Here is a 16,607-nt window from a genome sequence, read left to right as displayed (position 1 = left end):
TTCCCACTAATCGGTTCCTGTAGGGAAGCGGTTCACTGCTGGTGATCCGCTTCCCTTGTCAGCGGCAATGGGCTGCCAAGCAAGGCACGACAACCCGCCCGCTCATTTGCTGTTCTACCGCTTCATCCGGTGTCTATCAAGTACAAGGAGTCCGCTCATGAAAGCAGAATCTGCACATCATCACGCCGAGCCGTGGTATCGGTCTCGTGGCGCGGTCGTCGTTGCCATGATCGCGGTCATCCTAGGGTTCTTCATCATTCGCGAGCATTGGGAGCACGTAGCCGGACGGTGGATTTATTTGCTCCTTCTGCTTTGTCCGTTGATGCACTTCTTCGGTCACGGTGGACATGGCGGTCACGGCAAGGCAGAAGGAAGCAATGAACAGAATTCGTAGGCGACAGTTCGCCGCGGGGCTGATGGCATTGATCAGCCTGTCGGTGCAAGCCCAAGGCTGGCAGGTGCCCAAACCCAGCCCCGGCCTGATGCCCAATCCGGTAGCCGGCAAGACGCTATTCGCGAAACATTGCGCGGCCTGTCACGGTACGAACTTGAAAGGTTCGGATAAGGGGCCGCCACTCCTGAACCGCATCTATGAGCCCTCGCACCATGCCGATGCCGCTTTCCAACTCGCCGTGAAGAACGGCGTGCGCGCCCATCACTGGAAATTCGGCGACATGGCGCCGGTGCCGCAGGTAACACCCGACGACGTGGCACACATCACGGCCTATGTGCGCAGCGAGCAGCGCAAGGTCGGTATCGACTAAATAGAAAGTAGTCATGAGGAAAAATCTGGCTGGAGCCTGTGCAACTTTAGCTGGATACCTTTTGCGGTCGGCTTTCTCTCCTGCGCGACCGTTGCTAACGGCCTTGCTGCTGAGCAAGGCCTATTTTTTTCGATATTGGCCCATGGGGCGGCTGGATTAACTTTGAGCAAATCGCGTAATTGTGATTTTTTTGATTAAAGGGGAGTTGCCATGGACAGCGAACACTCAGGTGAACATCACAGCCATTCGTCGTCGGTCTTGAAAGCTACGTCGGGTATCTTCATCGACCCCGTCTGCGGCATGACCGTCAAACCGGAATCCCCCCACGCGACGGATCTGGACGGCGTCAACTACCGCTTTTGCAGCGCCAAATGCAAAACGAAATTCGACGCGGAACCGGCGCGTTACCTTGCTCCGCAGGCGGCGGAGCCCGCCATTCCGGATGCCGAATACACCTGCCCGATGCACCCGGAAATCCGGCAGATCGGCCCCGGCACCTGCCCCAAGTGCGGCATGGCCCTCGAACCGCTGCTGCCCGATTTCGATAAGGACGAGGACAACGCCGAATATCGGGACTTCCACCGCCGTTTCTGGGCCAGCCTGCCACTGACCATTATCGTGGTCGTCCTGGCGATGGCCGGCCACCGGCTGGAAGGCTTGCCGCCTCTGGTCCGGACCTGGGCCGAACTGCTGCTCAGCCTGCCCATCGTGCTCTGGGCCGGGGCGCCGTTTTTCATCCGCGGCTGGCAGTCGCTCGTCCACCGCAGCCCGAACATGTGGACACTGATCAGCCTCGGAACCGGCGCTGCTTTCGGTTATAGCGTCGTAGCGGCGCTGGCCCCCGGCCTGTTTCCCCAATCATTCGTTGCCCACGGCCGCATCGGCGTCTATTTCGAGGCAGCGGCGGTCATCATTTCCCTGACCCTCCTTGGCCAGATGCTGGAACTGCGCGCCCGTTCGCAAACCTCGGCCGCCATCAGGTCGCTGCTCGGCCTCTCTCCGAAGACGGCCCGCCGCATTAACCCGGACGGAATAGAGGAGGATGTGCCGCTGACTCATGTCCATCTCGGCGACATGCTGCGCGTACGGCCTGGCGAGAAGGTTCCGGTCGATGGCGCGGTGATCGAAGGTTCGAGCGCCGTCGATGAGGCGATGCTCACTGGCGAGCCGCTGCCTGTAACGAAACGCCCCGGCGACAAAGTGATCGGTGCCACCATGAACACCGCCGGCAGCCTGGTCATCCGTGCCGAGAAGGTCGGTGCCCAGACCATGCTCGCCCAGATCGTCCAGATGGTCGCCCAGGCCCAGCGCTCGAAGGCGCCGTTGCAGCGGCTGGCCGACGTCGTCGCCGGCTATTTCGTCGTCGTCGTGGTGGCCATCGCCCTAATCAGTTTCTTCGCCTGGGGCATTTTCGGTGGCGAGCAGGGCTGGGTCTTCGGTCTGATCAACGGCGTCTCGGTGCTGATCATCGCCTGCCCCTGCGCCCTCGGGCTGGCGACGCCGATGTCGATCATGGTCGCCACCGGCCGCGCAGCGACGCAGGGCATTCTGTTTCGCGACGCGGCGGCCATCGAACGGCTGCGCGACGTGGATACCCTGATCGTTGACAAGACCGGCACGTTGACCGAAGGGCGGCCGGCCTTCGAACGCGTGCTGCCTGCACCCGGCATCGCCGAGGACGAAGTGCTGCGCCTGGCGGCCAGCCTCGACCAGGGCAGCGAGCATCCGCTGGCCGACGCCATCGTCCGCGCCGCCCGGGAACGCGGGCTGGCCCTCGACAAGGCCGAGCAGTTCGAATCGGCCAGCGGCATCGGCGTACGCGGAACGGTCGGCGGCCAGCGCCTGGCCCTCGGCAACGCCGCGCTGATGGCCGAGGACGGCGTTGATATCGACGCCCTTGGCAAGGAAGCGGAAACCCTGCGCCAAAGCGGCGCCAGCGTCATGCATCTGGCGGCCGACGGCCGCCTGCTCGGTTTGCTGGCGGTCGCCGACCCAATCAAGGCGAGTACCCAGGAAGCCCTGACCATCCTGCGCCAGGCCGGGCTGCGCATCGTGATGGCCACCGGCGACGGCCTGACCACCGCCCGGGCGGTCGGGGCCAGTCTGGGCATCGAGGAGGTGCACGGCGAGGTCAAGCCGGCCGACAAACTGGCGCTGGTCGAACGCCTGCAACGTGAGGGACGCGTCGTGGCGATGGCCGGCGATGGCATCAACGACGCCCCGGCGCTGGCCAAAGCGGATGTCGGCATCGCCATGGGTACCGGCACCGACGTCGCCATGAATAGCGCCCAGCTCACGCTGGTCAAGGGCGACCTGCGCGGTATCGCCCGCGCCCGTCTGCTCTCTGTTGCAACGGTCGGCAACATGCGCCAGAACCTGGCCTTCGCCTTCCTCTACAACGCCCTCGGGGTACCGGTCGCGGCCGGCATCCTCTATCCCTTCTTCGGGCTGGTGCTGTCGCCGGTGATTGCGGCCGCGGCGATGAGTCTGTCGTCGGTCAGCGTGGTCGGCAATGCGCTGCGTCTGCGCGGGCAACAATAAAACAGAGATCTGCTGATGTCCTCACGATTGCCTGACATAACTACCCAATACGAATGGCGCGACTGCTACAGCGTCGGGAACGCCATCATCGACCAGCAGCATAAAAAGATGTTGCTACTGTGTGCGGAGTCGGAGAAATGCTTGGAGAGCGCCGGTCCAGAAAGTTGTGAAAAATTTCATGATCTCCTCAACGAAATGGCTGTCTGTGCCAGAGAGCATTTTGCGAAGGAAGAAGAATTGCTGCTTGCGCGACATTACCCGATGCTGGCTGAGCACGCCGAAGAGCATGAACGATTCCAAACCGCGCTAGTCGATTTTCTATTCTCCGCAGTGCACGGCGAACTGGACAAGACCGGGGTGTTCCGTTTCCTGTCCGAATGGTGGATTCACCATATCCTCGTATCAGATTTGGACTGTAAGCCGTATCTCATAGAAAGTTCAGCCCTCACGGAATACTCCTCAACATCAGATTGCACCTGAGTTTCCTGACATGAATGTAATCAATAAGTCATCCCGGTGACAGTTGCGAAAGCGCAGACTTCGAAGTGTCAGGTATTTATCAGCGATCCGACATTTCTTACCACTCTTCTGGAGAACCATCATGAAATTGCAATCCACGCTTTCAGCAATCCTGTTGGCCACCGCCGCGCTGTCCTTGGGAGTCCAAGCCGCCGACGCCGACAAAGCAGCGCCTGCCGCAGAAATGAAGATGGAGCAAGGCGCCAAGCCCGCCAAGGCAGTCAAGCCGCACTCGCACGTTGAAGAAAAAACCGGCGTTCCGCAAAAGGCGCCTGCCGCCGTTGATCCCGACAAGAAGAATGCTGCGCAGGACAAGGACAAGCACTACCACCCCCGGGATATGAAATAACGGGTTTTCGTTACCAGGCTGTTCGCAGAAGCCTGCACAGTTCTGCTGACTTGGTATACGGCTTGGCACTGATTGAGATGGCGCCAAGCCGGGAGGGAGAGCGACCGTGACAAAAGCCGTGACCACAAGCCGCGATCCGGTGTGCGGCATGGCTATCGAGGTCGCTCGCTCCTCACGCTTCATCACCTATCGCGGCATGCTCTACCACTTCTGCTCGGCCCACTGCCTCGAACGCTTCAATGATATCCCGGCCCTCTACACCGGCTCACAGCGGATTGCCGATATCCGCCCCATCCCGAAACGACGCAAACTGCGACTGGCGAACGGCAACGAATCGGACATCCAACGCGCCGGCCGACGTGTCGGCGAAATGATTGGGGTAATCTCCGTCATCACGGGGAAAAACCAGCTGCTGGTCGAATACGATTTGAGGAAAACCATCCTCTCCCAAATCGAAGCGGTGGCCACCGCCGAGAGCTTGCGGTTTAAAGATGGGTTCCATGGCTTCAGACGACGCCTTTGGAAACTGGCGGAAGCCAGCGAGCTGGAAAATGCCGCCCACCCCGGACCCGGAGCCTGCTGCAACCGGCCTCCTACCAGGTTGCGCTGACCGAACCCGCGAAACGACGGCGTCTGCCTTTTTCCGGACCTGTGTCGAATTACACCTGCGCCGAGTGCTGCGAGCCAATGCCTGCGATGCGACTACGGGCTGCATTGACGCGTCGCGAAAGCCCGGATTTATCATGACATTTCGCCAACTGCTTTGTAATTCGATGGTTATGTTGTCGACAGTCGCCGGGTCGCACACTGGATACACCATTACAAGCAGAGGAGAAGATCATGCGTATCGCACTCGCTCCAATTCTTGCCGGGATTGCCTTTCTGACCCTAACGGCATGCACCTCGGTGCCGTCGGTCGGTGAAATTCCGGCGAGCATTGCCAATGCCACCACAGCCGCCGAGCACCAGCGAATAGCTGCCTATTTCGCGGAGAAGGCGGCCAGCTACGATGCCGAAGCGGCTTGGCACGAAAAAATGGGGCGCTCCTACGCGAGCCGCCCGAAAGGCGATCTGGCGGCGATGCAATCTCACTGCCGTTCGCTGCAGGCGCAGTTCACCAATGCCGCCAAGGATGCGCGCACCCTGGAACAGGCACACCGCCAATTGGCCGGCAGTTCCGGTAAATAGATGCCGATACGGCAGGCAATCCGTTGCCCGAAACGTTCGCGTCGCGTAATCCGAAATGAATAGCGCGCCGCCACTCTCGACAGCCACAAGGTATCGCCCACAAATTGCCAAAGGAATACAAGGAAAAAGGCGAGGACTGACAAGTAATCGCCCTTTTGATTGAGTCAAACCAAAGTTCAAGGAGATTTTCATGGCTATCGATTCCATTAGCCGCAATACCATCACCAGCGCTACGCGCCAGCCTGTCGAAAGTCCACTAACCCAAGAGCTAAAACAAGCCGAACGCCAGGAAGTCAGGGCGCAAGAAGTCTCACAGCGCCAAGCAGAGGAAACGTTACCGCCGGTTGTGAATATTCAGGGCCAAACCACCGGGACGCTAATCAACATCGTCGCCTGAGTTGGGGAACGTGTTTGGGTGAAAAGCACTTGGGCCGACAGTTTGGCCAAAAACGGTTCCCGCCCGCTATGTTGTTGCACCTGACATTTGAATGACAAACTTGTAACCGCGGAGTTATGTAGGCGTCAGTCTCCTCGACGCATACTGCAATTATTCAATATCCAGGATAAAGGAAGAAAAAATGCTGGAAGCTGCTGATCGTTTGAAAAGCCAGTGTCAGTCACAACTTGAGTTGACCTTGAATCTTGGCAATTTGGGGCTGGGATGTTGCGAGCGCCTGATGGAAATCAATGGACAGTCGGCTCGCGCGCTTCTGGCTCAGGCTGAAACCGATGGTCAGTCGTGGCAAGGGGGCGATGCGACCGGTTTCATTGTGGAAACGAGTCGGACCGTCATGGAGCATTGGGCCTCGACACTTGCCTGTTGCACTGATTTTCAACGGCAGGTACTGAGCAGTTTGGCGAAGAAATGATTCCTTGTGCAATGGCGGGGCCTTGCTCCAGCACCTTGCTGCTAGGCGCACACTAGCCAACACCCAATGCCCCCCAAGCGAGTTCGTGCGCATAAGTGAATAAAGCCGCCAATGCCACGAATCGATGCAGTCACCAACTCTCCACCAATGCAGCCCCCGGCCGATGGCAGCCACGCCAATCACGGTGCCACGGTGGGCGCTTCTTTTGGTGACGCCCTTTCGCAAGCCATCGGTCAACGTGCAGCAGCATCGCCCCATGGCAACCATGGCAACGCTACGGGTAATGCTCAGCACGAGAGGCATGGTGGTAGCCTGACCTCATCGAGTAACGAGCCGCACTCTCAGCATTTCCCCTTGTCCAGTCAGGCGCATGGCGGGGAAAAACATGGCGTTCAGGAAATGGCCCTTGGGGTGCGCGCCTATCGCCAGCAGTTGATTGCCTCCAATATCGCCAACGCCGATACCCCCGCTTATAAGGCTGTGGACATCAATGTCGAGGAAGCCATGCGCATCGCCCGATCGGCCTCCCAAGTACCACCGACAATGCTGACGACGACCAGCAGCGGCCACATTTCCGCGGCGGCCGTTTCTTCCCAGCCACCGTATCCTCTCAAATACCAGGTGCCGAGCCAGGATAGCGCGGACGGCAACACGGTCGATATGGATGTCGAGCGCACCAAGTTTTCCGATAACTCGATCATGTACCAGTTTTCAGTTGATCGTGTTAGCGGCCACTTCAAAATGCTGATGGAGTTGTATCAGTCCTTGAAATAAATGACATCGCCTTTCCATGGAACTTCGCAAACCTCCTGAACATGGTGATCGCTGCACCTGTCGTATGCTCGCCGCGGCCGTCGGTTGTAATCCCAAGACTTTGACTTATAACTATTGCCGAACGGTGCTGCAAAAACGTTGGTTTGTGGAGTGCAATCACGGTTGCTGCAATGAGCAAAAAACCGTCGCGCCCCGTGATGCATGGCACGATCTTGGGCCCATCGACCCGATCAAGGCTATCCTGATCATCAACGAGTGATCGATCAACTCATGCCCATCATGAATGCCCAAACCGGCTTTTACACCGCCAACCCGGAAGGCGCCCCGCCCAAATGAAAAACGCCACCCTACCGCAAACTCCCCGGCAACTGCGTTGGATGCTGGCTAGCAAGTTGGGAGCCACCTCGATCTTGATCGGACTGGCAGCAGGAGGGGGCTCGTACCTGCTCGAAACGTCGAGGACCGAGCAAGCGGCACTGGATCGCGCGACGACCAGCGCCCGCCACTTCGAGTCGCCGGCCATGCAAATGGCCTTTGATGGAAAAGCACAGGAGGAGCACGGTACACTCAACCGCCTGCTGGATCGAACCCGGTTTGTCGGCATTCGCGTATTCAGCCCGAGCCGAGCGCTGATCTACGAAACTTGGGAAGATATTCCGGCAACCCTCGTCGCTGCCGCCAAGTCCCGGCAGCATGACTGGCCGGAACGCGGTCAAAGTCACCGAAACTGGATCGAAGTGTCAGGCGAACGGCTGATCCAAGTCGTCTTGCCATTGTTCGGGAGCGATGATTCGCTGGCCGGCTATGTGGAAGGCGTCAGCCGTCTCGATGAGGAAAGCTTGCTAGCTCAGCGAGAACAAGTCCGCGCCGCAGCCCTGACCGCCACCTTGTCTGTCCTGCTCACGGCACTGCTACTCTATCCCTTGCTGTTGGCCATGCTGCAGCAATCGACCGGGCTGTCCCGACGCCTGCTGGACTCCAATCTTTCCCTGATGCACTCCCTCGGCAACGCCGTTGCCAAGCGGGATTCGGATACCGACGCCCACAACTACCGGGTCACTTACTATGCAGTCGCTTTGGCCGAGGCGATGGGCCTGCCGGAAAAGGAGATTGCCGATTTGGTGGTCGGCGCTTTTCTGCACGATGTCGGCAAGATCGGCATTCCCGACCGCATTCTGCTCAAACCCGGCAAACTGACCGCCGAGGAATTCGAAATCATGAAAAGCCATTCCCTGCTCGGCACCGAGATCGTCGCCGGGAACCGTTGGCTGGCGGGCGCGGCGCAGACCATTCGCCATCACCATGAGCGGTTTGACGGTGCTGGCTACCCAGACGGCCTGCGCGGCGAGGCGATTCCCCGTATTGCCCGCGTTTTTGCAGTGGTTGATGTCTTCGACGCACTAACCTCGAAACGCCCCTACAAGGAGCCGATGACGCTCGCTGAAGCGCTGAGCATTATCGAGAGAGATGCCGGTCAACATTTCGACCCGTTGGTCGTTGCCGTATACATCAAGATTGCGCCTGGCTTGTACACCAAGGCGGTGCAGGTTGACGATGCCGAATTGCGGCAGGGAATGCGCATGTTGCTTTCCCGCTATTTCAAAACAGAAACGGCCCCCGAAGAAGGAGCCGCTTTCGTAACGACACAGTCGGTGATTTAGCCGCGATGATCCTTATGGAGCAGACTGTCGAGACGCATGACTTCGTCACCATGCATAATGATCTTCTGGCCATCCTTGGCTTCCATCACGGTGTCTTTCTTCATGCGCACCGCGCGGCCAAGTTTGTCTTCCATGCCCATTTTTCCGTCCTTGAAAATGTAGACCGTGGAGCCATCTTTCAACTCGATCGATTTTTCAACCTGTGCCGCATCCACGGCAAATGCGGTCGCCGTAACGGCACTCATCGCAACAACCATCAACAATTTTTTCAGCATTTTGTTTCTCCACTAATTTAACGCACTGGTAATACCTCTGTTTGCAACGCTTACAAGCGTTCAACTTGCTTGATAGCCGCTTCACGCTCCGTGAGAGTCGATCGATTAGCCGCCCTCATGCCCTTTCTTGAGCAGAGAATCGAGACGCATGACTTCGTCGCCGTGCATGATGATCTTCTGACCATCCTTGGCTTCCATCACGGTGTCTTTCTTCATACGCATGGCGCGACCATATTTATCCTCCATGCCCATTTTGCCGTCCTTGAAGATGTAGACCGTCGATCCGTCTTTCAATTCGATCACCTGCTTGGCAGCAGCACGGGCTTCATCAGAAGCAAACGCAGTAGCGGTCACCGCGCTCATCGCGACAACCATCAACAGTTTTTTCAGCATTTCTTTCTCCTTGAGAGTAATGGACTTGCATTTCAATGCTACCTACGAGAACCTGTCAGCTCCCCGACGAGGCAATGACATTTGTGTCATCGCCTCGTAATCTTTCACTCAGCCGCCGGTGTAGGCCGGGTTCTCCGTGACATACACCGTCACGCCCTCAGCCCCCGGAATAACCTTGGCAAGCGGAAACGACGCAGTGCCCAGGGTATCGAACGTCCAGGTGACGCTCTTGCTGCCAACATTGATCCGGATGGTTTCGAGGCGTGTGACATTCAGGTACTTGGTGCCGCTGTCGATATTCACCACCCGAGCAGCTGCGCTGGAAGTTGCATAGCCGTAGGGCGCGAGTTGGTTGGTGGTCGGCTGACTCTTGGATTCCGAGACATGTGAAAGCCAGTGCAAACTCTGCCCTTCTGAGTAGTCCTCGTGGGCATAGCTGGTTCCGGCAACAGAAAAACCGAGAGCAGCGATCAGGGTTAGTTTGGCAATGTTCGTTTTCATGATTCTCTCCTTGTGAGATCGGGTTAATCGTGTCGGACCTCTTTCGTCCAACCGTGATGTCATCTTAGGAGTGCGCTACCAACAGGACGCTGACCTGGAGATTACGTTTCTGATAGCCAATTTGTAATTTCCTGACAGGTTTCCAGATGCCGCCAAGCCAAATACCCAGATTGGGCCATCACGAAAATTAACCATGAAATGCGCCTGAAAAAATTTACGTGGTCAGCACATTTGTTGGAGAGGCCCTCATGAAACTTACCGCAGATGATCTAGCAACCTTTCATACCCATGCACTGATCCCCCCTTTCCCGACCTCGATGGCGAAATCCCCCTCATAAGCTTCCCATTCTCGGGAGACGTCCCAGGTGGCACCGCCTACTCTTCAACCATGCGCTCGCAAGCGCAATACGTCACCGAACCGAGGTCAGGCCCATGTTCACTGCTGCATCGACGACGCACCGGCACAACACACTTCCCCGTCCGCATCAGAGCGGGCTGCAGGAGATCATCGAAACCCGTCTGTGGCTCGAAGAGCACGATTGGCTGTACCGGTTGCTACGCAGCGAGACCAATGTATCGCCGACCTTTCGCTTCCCCGACCTCATCAGCGCCTGCGTTTCGCAGGTCTTCGCCCTGCCGGATGCGCCCACACGCATCTTCCGGTTCCTCGGTACCGAGTTGGTACTGCGTTCACCGCAGACCCCGCGCCGCCGCGAATCGATGTGGCGAAGCCAATATCAGTTGTTGCTGGAGTTGCAACGCTCTCCCGCCAACCGGCACCCCAACCCCAAGTTCCAACTCGACCAACTGACAACGGCCTGCGTAGCACTGTGCCGGATGCCGGATCCGTTAGGCACGAGCGTCTTGCAGCAGGCCCGCCTGAATATGGTGGAGCGTTCCCAACTCGAGCGTCTAACCGCATCTGGTTAAGGGCCACTTGACCTCAAATCCGCCCCCAGCCGTACCCCTCCCACGCTGACCCGTTCGCTCATCGTCACCTTGCCCGGTTAGACCCGGACCGACCCGAATCCCACCCAGGCAGTCCGCTCACCGCTGACTACCCAGACCTGGCTGCCCGCCTGGCGGTCTGTCCCGATTCCGTTCGAGAGGTGATCCATGCGTTCGTCGTCCTTTGTCTCCCTGGCTACCCTGGCTGTCATGGCAACGCTTTCTCCCCATGCATTGGCCTGCTGGGGAGAGGCAGGACAGCGCTATGGCGTGTCCGCCGACCTGCTCTACGCGATCGCCCGAGTCGAATCGAACCTGAACCCGAAGGCCGTCAACCGCTCGCACATTCAGCGCACCGGGTCCTACGACATTGGACTCATGCAGATCAACAACCGTCATCTCTCGGCGCTGTCACGCCACGGCATCAGTGAATCGGACCTTTTTGCTCCTTGCACCAACATTCAGGTCGGTGCCTGGCTGCTGTCCGATTTGTTTTCCCGGCACGGAACGACATGGGATGCGGTCGGTGCCTACAACGCAGCCTGCTCGCAGCTAAAAGGTGAGGCTTGCACCAAGGCCCGCGCCCAATACGCCTGGCGGGTTTACCGCCAATTACCGGCCCAACGCAGCAGCCAGTTCATCAGGGCACCGAGCGTGGTCAAGCCGGCGGCCTCGGGCGAAATGCTTGCGATGATGTCGGTGCGGGTGGCGCCATGAGATTTGGCTCACTACGCCATTGGACACTCGGCCTCATGGGCGGCTGCGCCCTTTTGGCCGCGTCGTGCAGCCTGTTCTCTACGCCGGTATCACCCGATCACCAGGCAATCCTGCAGCGCGCAGCACCAGCACAGTTGGCCCAACTCGATTTCGGCAGGCAGGCGACGTTTGCACGCTGCATCCCACCCGCCTGCCCGATCCGTACCCCCAAGACGCTCGCGCTGGAAACGCCTGACCCATCGGCAAAGCGGACCGATGCGTCCATCCCAATCGAGCCCTCCCCGCCCGCTGCACCGTTAGCCCCGGTACCGAAGAAGGAAGTCTCCCGCACGCTCACCCTGCGTTTCGGACTAGGTAGCGCCAAGCTGAGCCCTGTCGCTCGCACCCAATTGAATGAGGCGATGGCTGACCTGAAGTCGACACGCCGCATCACGATCTTCGGCCGTACCGACAACACGGGGCCGTTGGCCTTCAATGATTCGCTGGCTCTGGCGCGCGCCTTGGCGGTCCGCGACCATCTGCTCAAAACCTATCCGACGCTGACGCCGGATCTGACCATCAAGGCGCAAGGCGGGTGCTGCTTCATCGCCCCGAACGATACCCAAGCCGGCCGCACGCAAAACCGCCGGGTCGAGGTGGTCTTTCAGATGAACGAGGGCCTGCCGCCATGACGCCGGGCGGCCCGATCTCCGTATTTGCAGCCTTTCACCCGCCGAGCACGCGCTCCCACCCGCTGGGCATCCCGATGCCTACCCGCCTTTTCCACCCCCATTCAACGTTCGACTCTTCCCCGGAGGTACTCATGAACACTGCTGTGCTGGTTTCTTCCCCTCGTCTTGCTACACGCAAGCCGATCATGGTCGCCATGCTGCTGGCAACGATCGCTCTCGGCCTCGGCATCGCTTTTCCCGGCTACGCCCTGGACTTGGTCGCCTTCACCGGCATCACCGGACCGCTAACTTCAGCCCTGACCCAGATCGCCGCGCTCGGCCCCGGCATCAAGGCCCTGGTCGGCTTCGTCGGGTTCGTGGTCGCGCTCATCTCGCTCTCCGCGCTACGCAACTTCGGTCCAGTCCTGTTTTACGTGGGCCTCGCCATCTTCGCCGCCGTCGGTCTGGTGATCGCCGGCGCGATCATGGGCGCGGTGATCTGAAACGCCGGCATCGACCCCAGGAGACCGATATGCAAGCAGACACCTATATCCCGCGGCGTCTCGATGACCAATGGAAGATCGGCTTCTGGGATGTCGATGTCGCCGCGCCGATCCTGTTCATGTTTTTCGTGGGCTACATGTCCGGTAGCAAGACTTCGTTCGCCGTCTGCATGGCGGCGGGCATCTTCGTCTCGCGCTGGATATCGCGCATCAAGGCGGACAAGCATCCGGCCTTCGCCATCCACTGGCTGTACTGGCACCTGCCGGCCAGTCCGCTGACCACCATGCGCGCCACGCCGCCGTCACACATCCGCCGCATGGTCGGCTGAGCCAAGGAGAAGAACCCATGGACTTCGAACGACTCAACGGCGACATCAAGGAAATGCGTCGCCGCAACCGGGGGCTCGGTCTGGCGGTCGGCGTACTGGCCGCCGGCCAGATCCTCGCCCTGATAGTCATCCTCAACCTGCTCGGTACGGTACGGACCGTCGTCGTGCCGCCCTCGATCGACAAGACCTTCTGGGTCACCCGCGACAAGGCGAGCAGCGAATACCTCGAGCAGATGGGTGGTTTCATCGCCTGGCTGGTGCTCGACGTGACGCCGGCCTCAATCGACTGGAAGAAGGAAATTCTGCTCGGCTACGTCGAACCCGAGCAGTACGGCCCGCTGAAGACCCGACAGGAAGTGGAAGCCGAACGCCTGAAGCGCATCAACGCCGCCACCGTGTTCGCGCCCCAGCAACTGGTTCCCAGTGAAGAAGGCCAGAGCGTCGTCATTCGCGGGCGGCTACGCACCCTGGTCAATGGCTTCGAGACGGCCAACGACCTCAAGGCCTATCGGGTCGACTTCAGCTACGCCGGCGCGCGCATGCATCTGAAAAGCTTCAAGGAGATAGCCAATGTCGGCAACTGATACCCACCCTGCCCTATGCAGATCCGATCCCCAGCCTGCGACAAAACACGGATGGACGATGAGCGCTGTGCTGGCCGTCGCCTGTATCGCCGCCATGACGGCCCTGCCCGCCCAAGCACTGCAACTCGTCGAGGCCAGCGACGGTGCGGCGGTCGAAGCCATCCTGTCAATCCGCGAACCGACCCGCATCCGCATCGAAGGGGCATCGATCACCGATGTCTTCGGCAATATCCATTCGAGCCAATGCGGCATGGCGGCAGCACTTCCCGCCACCCCGGGCATTGCGCCCGCCGGTACGGGTTCATCACCGATCAATCCGGCCGGCGAGATCGCGCTGACCTGCGACCGCGACAAGGGCGAAATCTATGTCCGGCCGGTCGGTGATTCCGCCAAGCCGATCAACCTCTTCGTCGCAACGGCCAACGCCACCTACACCTTGCTGCTGCGCCGTTCTGATACACCGGCCGACACGATCCTCATCCGCGACAGGACGCCGAAAGCATTGAAGCATGCGACGTCGGCTCAGGCTCAGGCTCAGGCCGGCCCGTCACCCAACCAGGTACGAGCGATGAAGGCGCTGTTGGTGGCGATGGCTTCGGATCGGGTACCGCCGGATGTCCGGGTCGAAGAGACCCACGGCACGCTCCCGTTATGGAACGAGGCGCGGTTTTCCCGGGTACGCCAGTACGACGGGCGCGGCCTGGTCGGCGAGAAATACCTGCTGCAGAACATCAGCGATGCGCCCATGGTGCTGGCCGAACCGGAATTCGACCGCGCGCAGGGCAATGTGGTCGGTATCGCTGTCGAGCACCACAACCTTCGCCCCGGCGAGAGCACCAGCGTCTATGTAATCCGCCGTGGAGAGACGCCATGACGACGCCGCGTCAGTGGATGCAGACGCTGCGGGGCTTACCGCAGCAATTGCTGCAGCACCTGTCCCCGCGACAACGCCAGTACGCCATGCTCGGCGCCCTGATGGCCGGCGGCGTCGGGCTGCTCTGGTCGATTTTCGCATTTACCGCGAGCAGTCCGCCCGCGAGCACCACGCAACCCGCCGCCGGGCCGGCCAGTTCGGTCACCAACATCGGCGTCATGTCGCCCGGCGCTCAGGTCAATCCGGTGGATCAGTGGGTCGGCACAGCCGGGCGCAAGCTTGCCCAGTACGAGAACGAACGCGAAGAACAGGGACGACTCAACAAGGATCGCCAAACCTTCGAAGCGAAAACGATGCAGCGCTTTGCCGAACTGGAACAACGTCTTACGTCGACCCAGCAGGCAGCAGCAACACCCCAGCCACCCACGCCAGTCCCGACCATGCCACCGGCGGCGAGCCTGCCACCCGCGCCGCCGCCGTCCAAGGGCTTGCCCGCCGGAGCAATGCCGAGCGGCACGCCCGGCGATCTGCCGCCTCCGAGCCCACTTATTGCGCAAACGCCAGCAATTACCCGGATTAGCGTTGCCGAGCGCTCCCTGCTCGCCAACACCGGCGAAAAAGCCGAGCGCGCCGCCGGGGCTGGATCGCAAACCACCCGAACCATTTCCACCTTCCTCCCCGTCAGCTTTACCCGTGGCACGCTGCTGGGAGGCCTGGATGCGCCGACCGGCGGTCAATCGCAATCCAATCCACACCCTGTCCTGATCCGTCTTTCAGACAACTCCTTCCTGCCCAACCGTTTCCGGGCCGAATACCGGGAGTGCTTCGTGGTGGCCGCCGGTTATGGCGACATCAGTTCCGAGCGCGCCTACCTGCGGACCGAGAGTCTGTCCTGCGTCCGGACCGACGGTGCGACGCTGGAAGTCAAGATTCAGGGCTCGATCTACGGTGAGGATGGCAAGGTCGGCATGCGCGGGCGGCTGGTCACCAAGCAGGGCCAGATGCTCGCCAATGCCCTGCTGGCCGGCGTGGTCAGCGGCATCGGCCAGGGCCTGGCCACCTCGTCGACCGAGTACAGCACCTCGGCCCTCGGCACTGTGGCCAGTGCCACCGGATCCGAAGCCTACCGCGCCGGCCTCGGCTCTGGCGTCGGCAAGGCCCTAGACCGGCTGGCCCAGTACTACATCAAGCTCGCCGAGAACACCTTCCCGGTCATCGAAGTGGACGCCGGCCGCGAAGTCGATGTGGTGATTACCAAGGGCGTGCGCATCGATGTACCGATGTCGACGGGCGAGTCCTCTTCCACCCGCTTCGCCAATTCCCCTGAAACCCGTTATCTGGAGACCTCGGACGATGGCAACTACTAAACCCATGCGCCGGCGAGCACTCGTCGCAGCCTTGAGCACAACCCTCCTCGTCCCCTGGCTCAGCGGCAACGCCGCCACGCCCGACGAGACGCGGCTACTGGCGGACCTGCAGAAAGCACATCCGGGAACGCAGTTTTCCAGCGTCGCCCGCACGCCCATCGCCGGCCTCTACGAGGTCCGGATGAACGGCAACGTGGCCTACGTGTCGGCCAGGCAGCCGCGCTACTTTCTCTTTGGTCATCTGTTCGACACCCAGAGCATGAGAGACCTGACCGGCACGAAACTGGCGCAGGCCGGCAAGGCAAAAAGCCCCGATGAAGCGCCCCAGCAATACCCGCCAACCACAGCATCACCGATCCGCTTCGAACAGTTGCCCCTGAGCGACGCGATCAAGACTGTGCACGGCACCGGTCAGCGCCGTGTGGCGGTTTTCAGCGACCCGAGTTGCCCTTACTGCAAACAGTTGGAAGCGGAGCTGGCCAACCTCGACAACATCACCATCTACACCTTCCTGCTACCTTTCCTCGGTGAGACCAAACCGATCGCCATCTGGTGTGCAGCGGATCGTGCGGCGGCCTGGCGGCGCCTGATGCTCGACAGCGACAACAGCTTGCTCAACACCGCCACTGCCTGTGACCACCCGATCAGTCGCAACCTGGCGCTGGCCCGCCAACTCGGCGTGCAGGGCACGCCCACGCTGATCTGGGCGGATGGCACCCGTAGCGAAGGGTTTGTCGGACGGACCTTGATCGAATCACGGCTCGCAGCGACTACTCCACAAGTTGGCCCGGAGAAATAGCC

The 16,607-nt window shown here is 60.2% G+C and carries 24 protein-coding genes; 21 read left to right on the top strand and 3 right to left on the bottom strand.

The annotated features are described in order from the left end of the window. Nucleotides 1-157: 157 nt before the first annotated feature. The 12 genes from AC07TV_RS21915 (at nt 158) to AC07TV_RS21860 (ending at nt 8,665) form a co-directional block, all read left to right on the top strand. A complete protein-coding gene (locus tag AC07TV_RS21915) occupies nt 158-394 on the top strand; it encodes a DUF2933 domain-containing protein (RefSeq protein ID WP_305679714.1) in 237 nt (78 codons plus the stop codon). Beyond that, the gene (locus AC07TV_RS21910) at nt 378-764 is read left to right on the top strand and encodes a c-type cytochrome (RefSeq protein ID WP_305679715.1); all 387 of its coding nucleotides are present in this window, start codon (nt 378-380) and stop codon (nt 762-764) included. The genes AC07TV_RS21915 and AC07TV_RS21910 overlap by 17 nt, the downstream gene beginning before the upstream one ends. 210 nt (nt 765-974) lie before the next feature. Next, on the top strand, nt 975-3,305 hold the full coding sequence (locus AC07TV_RS21905) for a heavy metal translocating P-type ATPase (protein WP_494650470.1): 2,331 nt from the start codon (nt 975-977) through the stop codon (nt 3,303-3,305). 15 nt (nt 3,306-3,320) lie between these two features. Continuing rightward, on the top strand, nt 3,321-3,785 hold the full coding sequence (locus AC07TV_RS21900; RefSeq protein ID WP_494650469.1) for a bacteriohemerythrin: 465 nt from the start codon (nt 3,321-3,323) through the stop codon (nt 3,783-3,785). A 121-nt stretch (nt 3,786-3,906) separates the two neighbouring features. Then, nucleotides 3,907-4,173, top strand: a complete 267-nt coding sequence (locus tag AC07TV_RS21895; RefSeq protein ID WP_494650468.1) for a hypothetical protein — start codon at nt 3,907-3,909, stop codon at nt 4,171-4,173. Nucleotides 4,174-4,279: 106 nt separating this feature from the next. Then, nucleotides 4,280-4,783: a YHS domain-containing protein gene (locus AC07TV_RS21890; RefSeq protein WP_494650467.1), complete on the top strand. Its 504-nt coding sequence runs from the start codon at nt 4,280-4,282 to the stop codon at nt 4,781-4,783. Nucleotides 4,784-5,013: 230 nt separating this feature from the next. Next, on the top strand, nt 5,014-5,361 hold the full coding sequence (locus tag AC07TV_RS21885; protein ID WP_494650466.1) for a hypothetical protein: 348 nt from the start codon (nt 5,014-5,016) through the stop codon (nt 5,359-5,361). A 190-nt stretch (nt 5,362-5,551) separates the two neighbouring features. Beyond that, a complete protein-coding gene (locus tag AC07TV_RS21880; RefSeq protein ID WP_494650465.1) occupies nt 5,552-5,758 on the top strand; it encodes a hypothetical protein in 207 nt (68 codons plus the stop codon). Nucleotides 5,759-5,939: 181 nt separating this feature from the next. After that, complete coding sequence (locus AC07TV_RS21875; RefSeq protein ID WP_494650464.1) at nt 5,940-6,230, top strand: hypothetical protein; 291 nt, start codon at nt 5,940-5,942, stop codon at nt 6,228-6,230. Nucleotides 6,231-6,341: 111 nt separating this feature from the next. Next, nucleotides 6,342-7,004, top strand: a complete 663-nt coding sequence (gene flgB, locus AC07TV_RS21870) for a flagellar basal body rod protein FlgB (RefSeq protein ID WP_494650463.1) — start codon at nt 6,342-6,344, stop codon at nt 7,002-7,004. Nucleotides 7,005-7,020: 16 nt separating this feature from the next. Beyond that, complete coding sequence (locus AC07TV_RS21865; RefSeq protein ID WP_494650462.1) at nt 7,021-7,263, top strand: hypothetical protein; 243 nt, start codon at nt 7,021-7,023, stop codon at nt 7,261-7,263. A gap of 73 nt (nt 7,264-7,336) precedes the next feature. Continuing rightward, on the top strand, nt 7,337-8,665 hold the full coding sequence (locus tag AC07TV_RS21860) for an HD-GYP domain-containing protein (RefSeq protein ID WP_494650461.1): 1,329 nt from the start codon (nt 7,337-7,339) through the stop codon (nt 8,663-8,665). On the opposite strand, the gene copK (AC07TV_RS21855) is transcribed toward AC07TV_RS21860, so the two are convergent. From copK (AC07TV_RS21855) to AC07TV_RS21845, 3 genes are all read right to left on the bottom strand, one after another. Beyond that, nucleotides 8,662-8,940, bottom strand: coding sequence for a periplasmic Cu(I)/Cu(II)-binding protein CopK (copK, locus tag AC07TV_RS21855; RefSeq protein WP_494650460.1), 279 nt, complete (start codon nt 8,938-8,940; stop codon nt 8,662-8,664). The two genes, AC07TV_RS21860 and copK (AC07TV_RS21855), sit on opposite strands and share 4 nt — an antisense overlap. A 105-nt stretch (nt 8,941-9,045) precedes the next feature. Then, a complete protein-coding gene (gene copK / locus AC07TV_RS21850) occupies nt 9,046-9,333 on the bottom strand; it encodes a periplasmic Cu(I)/Cu(II)-binding protein CopK (protein WP_494650459.1) in 288 nt (95 codons plus the stop codon). Nucleotides 9,334-9,441: 108 nt separating this feature from the next. Next, complete coding sequence (locus tag AC07TV_RS21845) at nt 9,442-9,834, bottom strand: CzcE family metal-binding protein (protein WP_494650458.1); 393 nt, start codon at nt 9,832-9,834, stop codon at nt 9,442-9,444. Between the two features lie 432 nt (nt 9,835-10,266). Here AC07TV_RS21845 and AC07TV_RS21840 point away from each other — a divergent pair, with 432 nt between their 5' ends. The 9 genes from AC07TV_RS21840 to AC07TV_RS21800 all read left to right on the top strand — a co-directional run bounded on the left by AC07TV_RS21840 (nt 10,267) and on the right by AC07TV_RS21800 (nt 16,605). Then, nucleotides 10,267-10,764 (top strand): hypothetical protein, encoded by a 498-nt coding sequence (locus tag AC07TV_RS21840; RefSeq protein ID WP_494650457.1) that lies wholly within the window; start codon nt 10,267-10,269, stop codon nt 10,762-10,764. 186 nt (nt 10,765-10,950) lie between these two features. Next, nucleotides 10,951-11,499, top strand: a complete 549-nt coding sequence (locus AC07TV_RS21835) for a lytic transglycosylase domain-containing protein (RefSeq protein WP_494650456.1) — start codon at nt 10,951-10,953, stop codon at nt 11,497-11,499. After that, nucleotides 11,496-12,170 (top strand): OmpA family protein, encoded by a 675-nt coding sequence (locus tag AC07TV_RS21830; protein ID WP_494650455.1) that lies wholly within the window; start codon nt 11,496-11,498, stop codon nt 12,168-12,170. The genes AC07TV_RS21835 and AC07TV_RS21830 overlap by 4 nt, the downstream gene beginning before the upstream one ends. 131 nt (nt 12,171-12,301) lie before the next feature. Next, nucleotides 12,302-12,652 (top strand): hypothetical protein, encoded by a 351-nt coding sequence (locus tag AC07TV_RS21825; protein ID WP_494650454.1) that lies wholly within the window; start codon nt 12,302-12,304, stop codon nt 12,650-12,652. Nucleotides 12,653-12,681: 29 nt separating this feature from the next. After that, nucleotides 12,682-12,981, top strand: coding sequence for a type IV conjugative transfer system protein TraL (gene traL / locus AC07TV_RS21820; protein ID WP_011288049.1), 300 nt, complete (start codon nt 12,682-12,684; stop codon nt 12,979-12,981). Between the two features lie 17 nt (nt 12,982-12,998). Continuing rightward, entirely contained in the window at nt 12,999-13,565 is a 567-nt protein-coding gene (gene traE, locus AC07TV_RS21815) for a type IV conjugative transfer system protein TraE (protein WP_494650453.1), read from the top strand. Between the two features lie 58 nt (nt 13,566-13,623). Further along, on the top strand, nt 13,624-14,439 hold the full coding sequence (locus AC07TV_RS21810) for a type-F conjugative transfer system secretin TraK (RefSeq protein WP_494650452.1): 816 nt from the start codon (nt 13,624-13,626) through the stop codon (nt 14,437-14,439). Continuing rightward, complete coding sequence (locus AC07TV_RS21805; protein WP_494650451.1) at nt 14,436-15,806, top strand: TraB/TrbI/VirB10 family type IV secretion system protein; 1,371 nt, start codon at nt 14,436-14,438, stop codon at nt 15,804-15,806. Before AC07TV_RS21810 ends, AC07TV_RS21805 begins: the two co-directional genes overlap by 4 nt. After that, nucleotides 15,793-16,605, top strand: a complete 813-nt coding sequence (locus AC07TV_RS21800) for a DsbC family protein (protein ID WP_494650450.1) — start codon at nt 15,793-15,795, stop codon at nt 16,603-16,605. The genes AC07TV_RS21805 and AC07TV_RS21800 overlap by 14 nt, the downstream gene beginning before the upstream one ends. Nucleotides 16,606-16,607 lie beyond the last annotated feature (2 nt).

The sequence above is a fragment of the Azonexus sp. GW821-FHT04F04 genome (assembly GCF_059420025.1).
The sequence above is the reverse complement of the archived record's forward strand: the minus strand, read 5'-3'. Positions and strand labels throughout refer to the sequence as shown.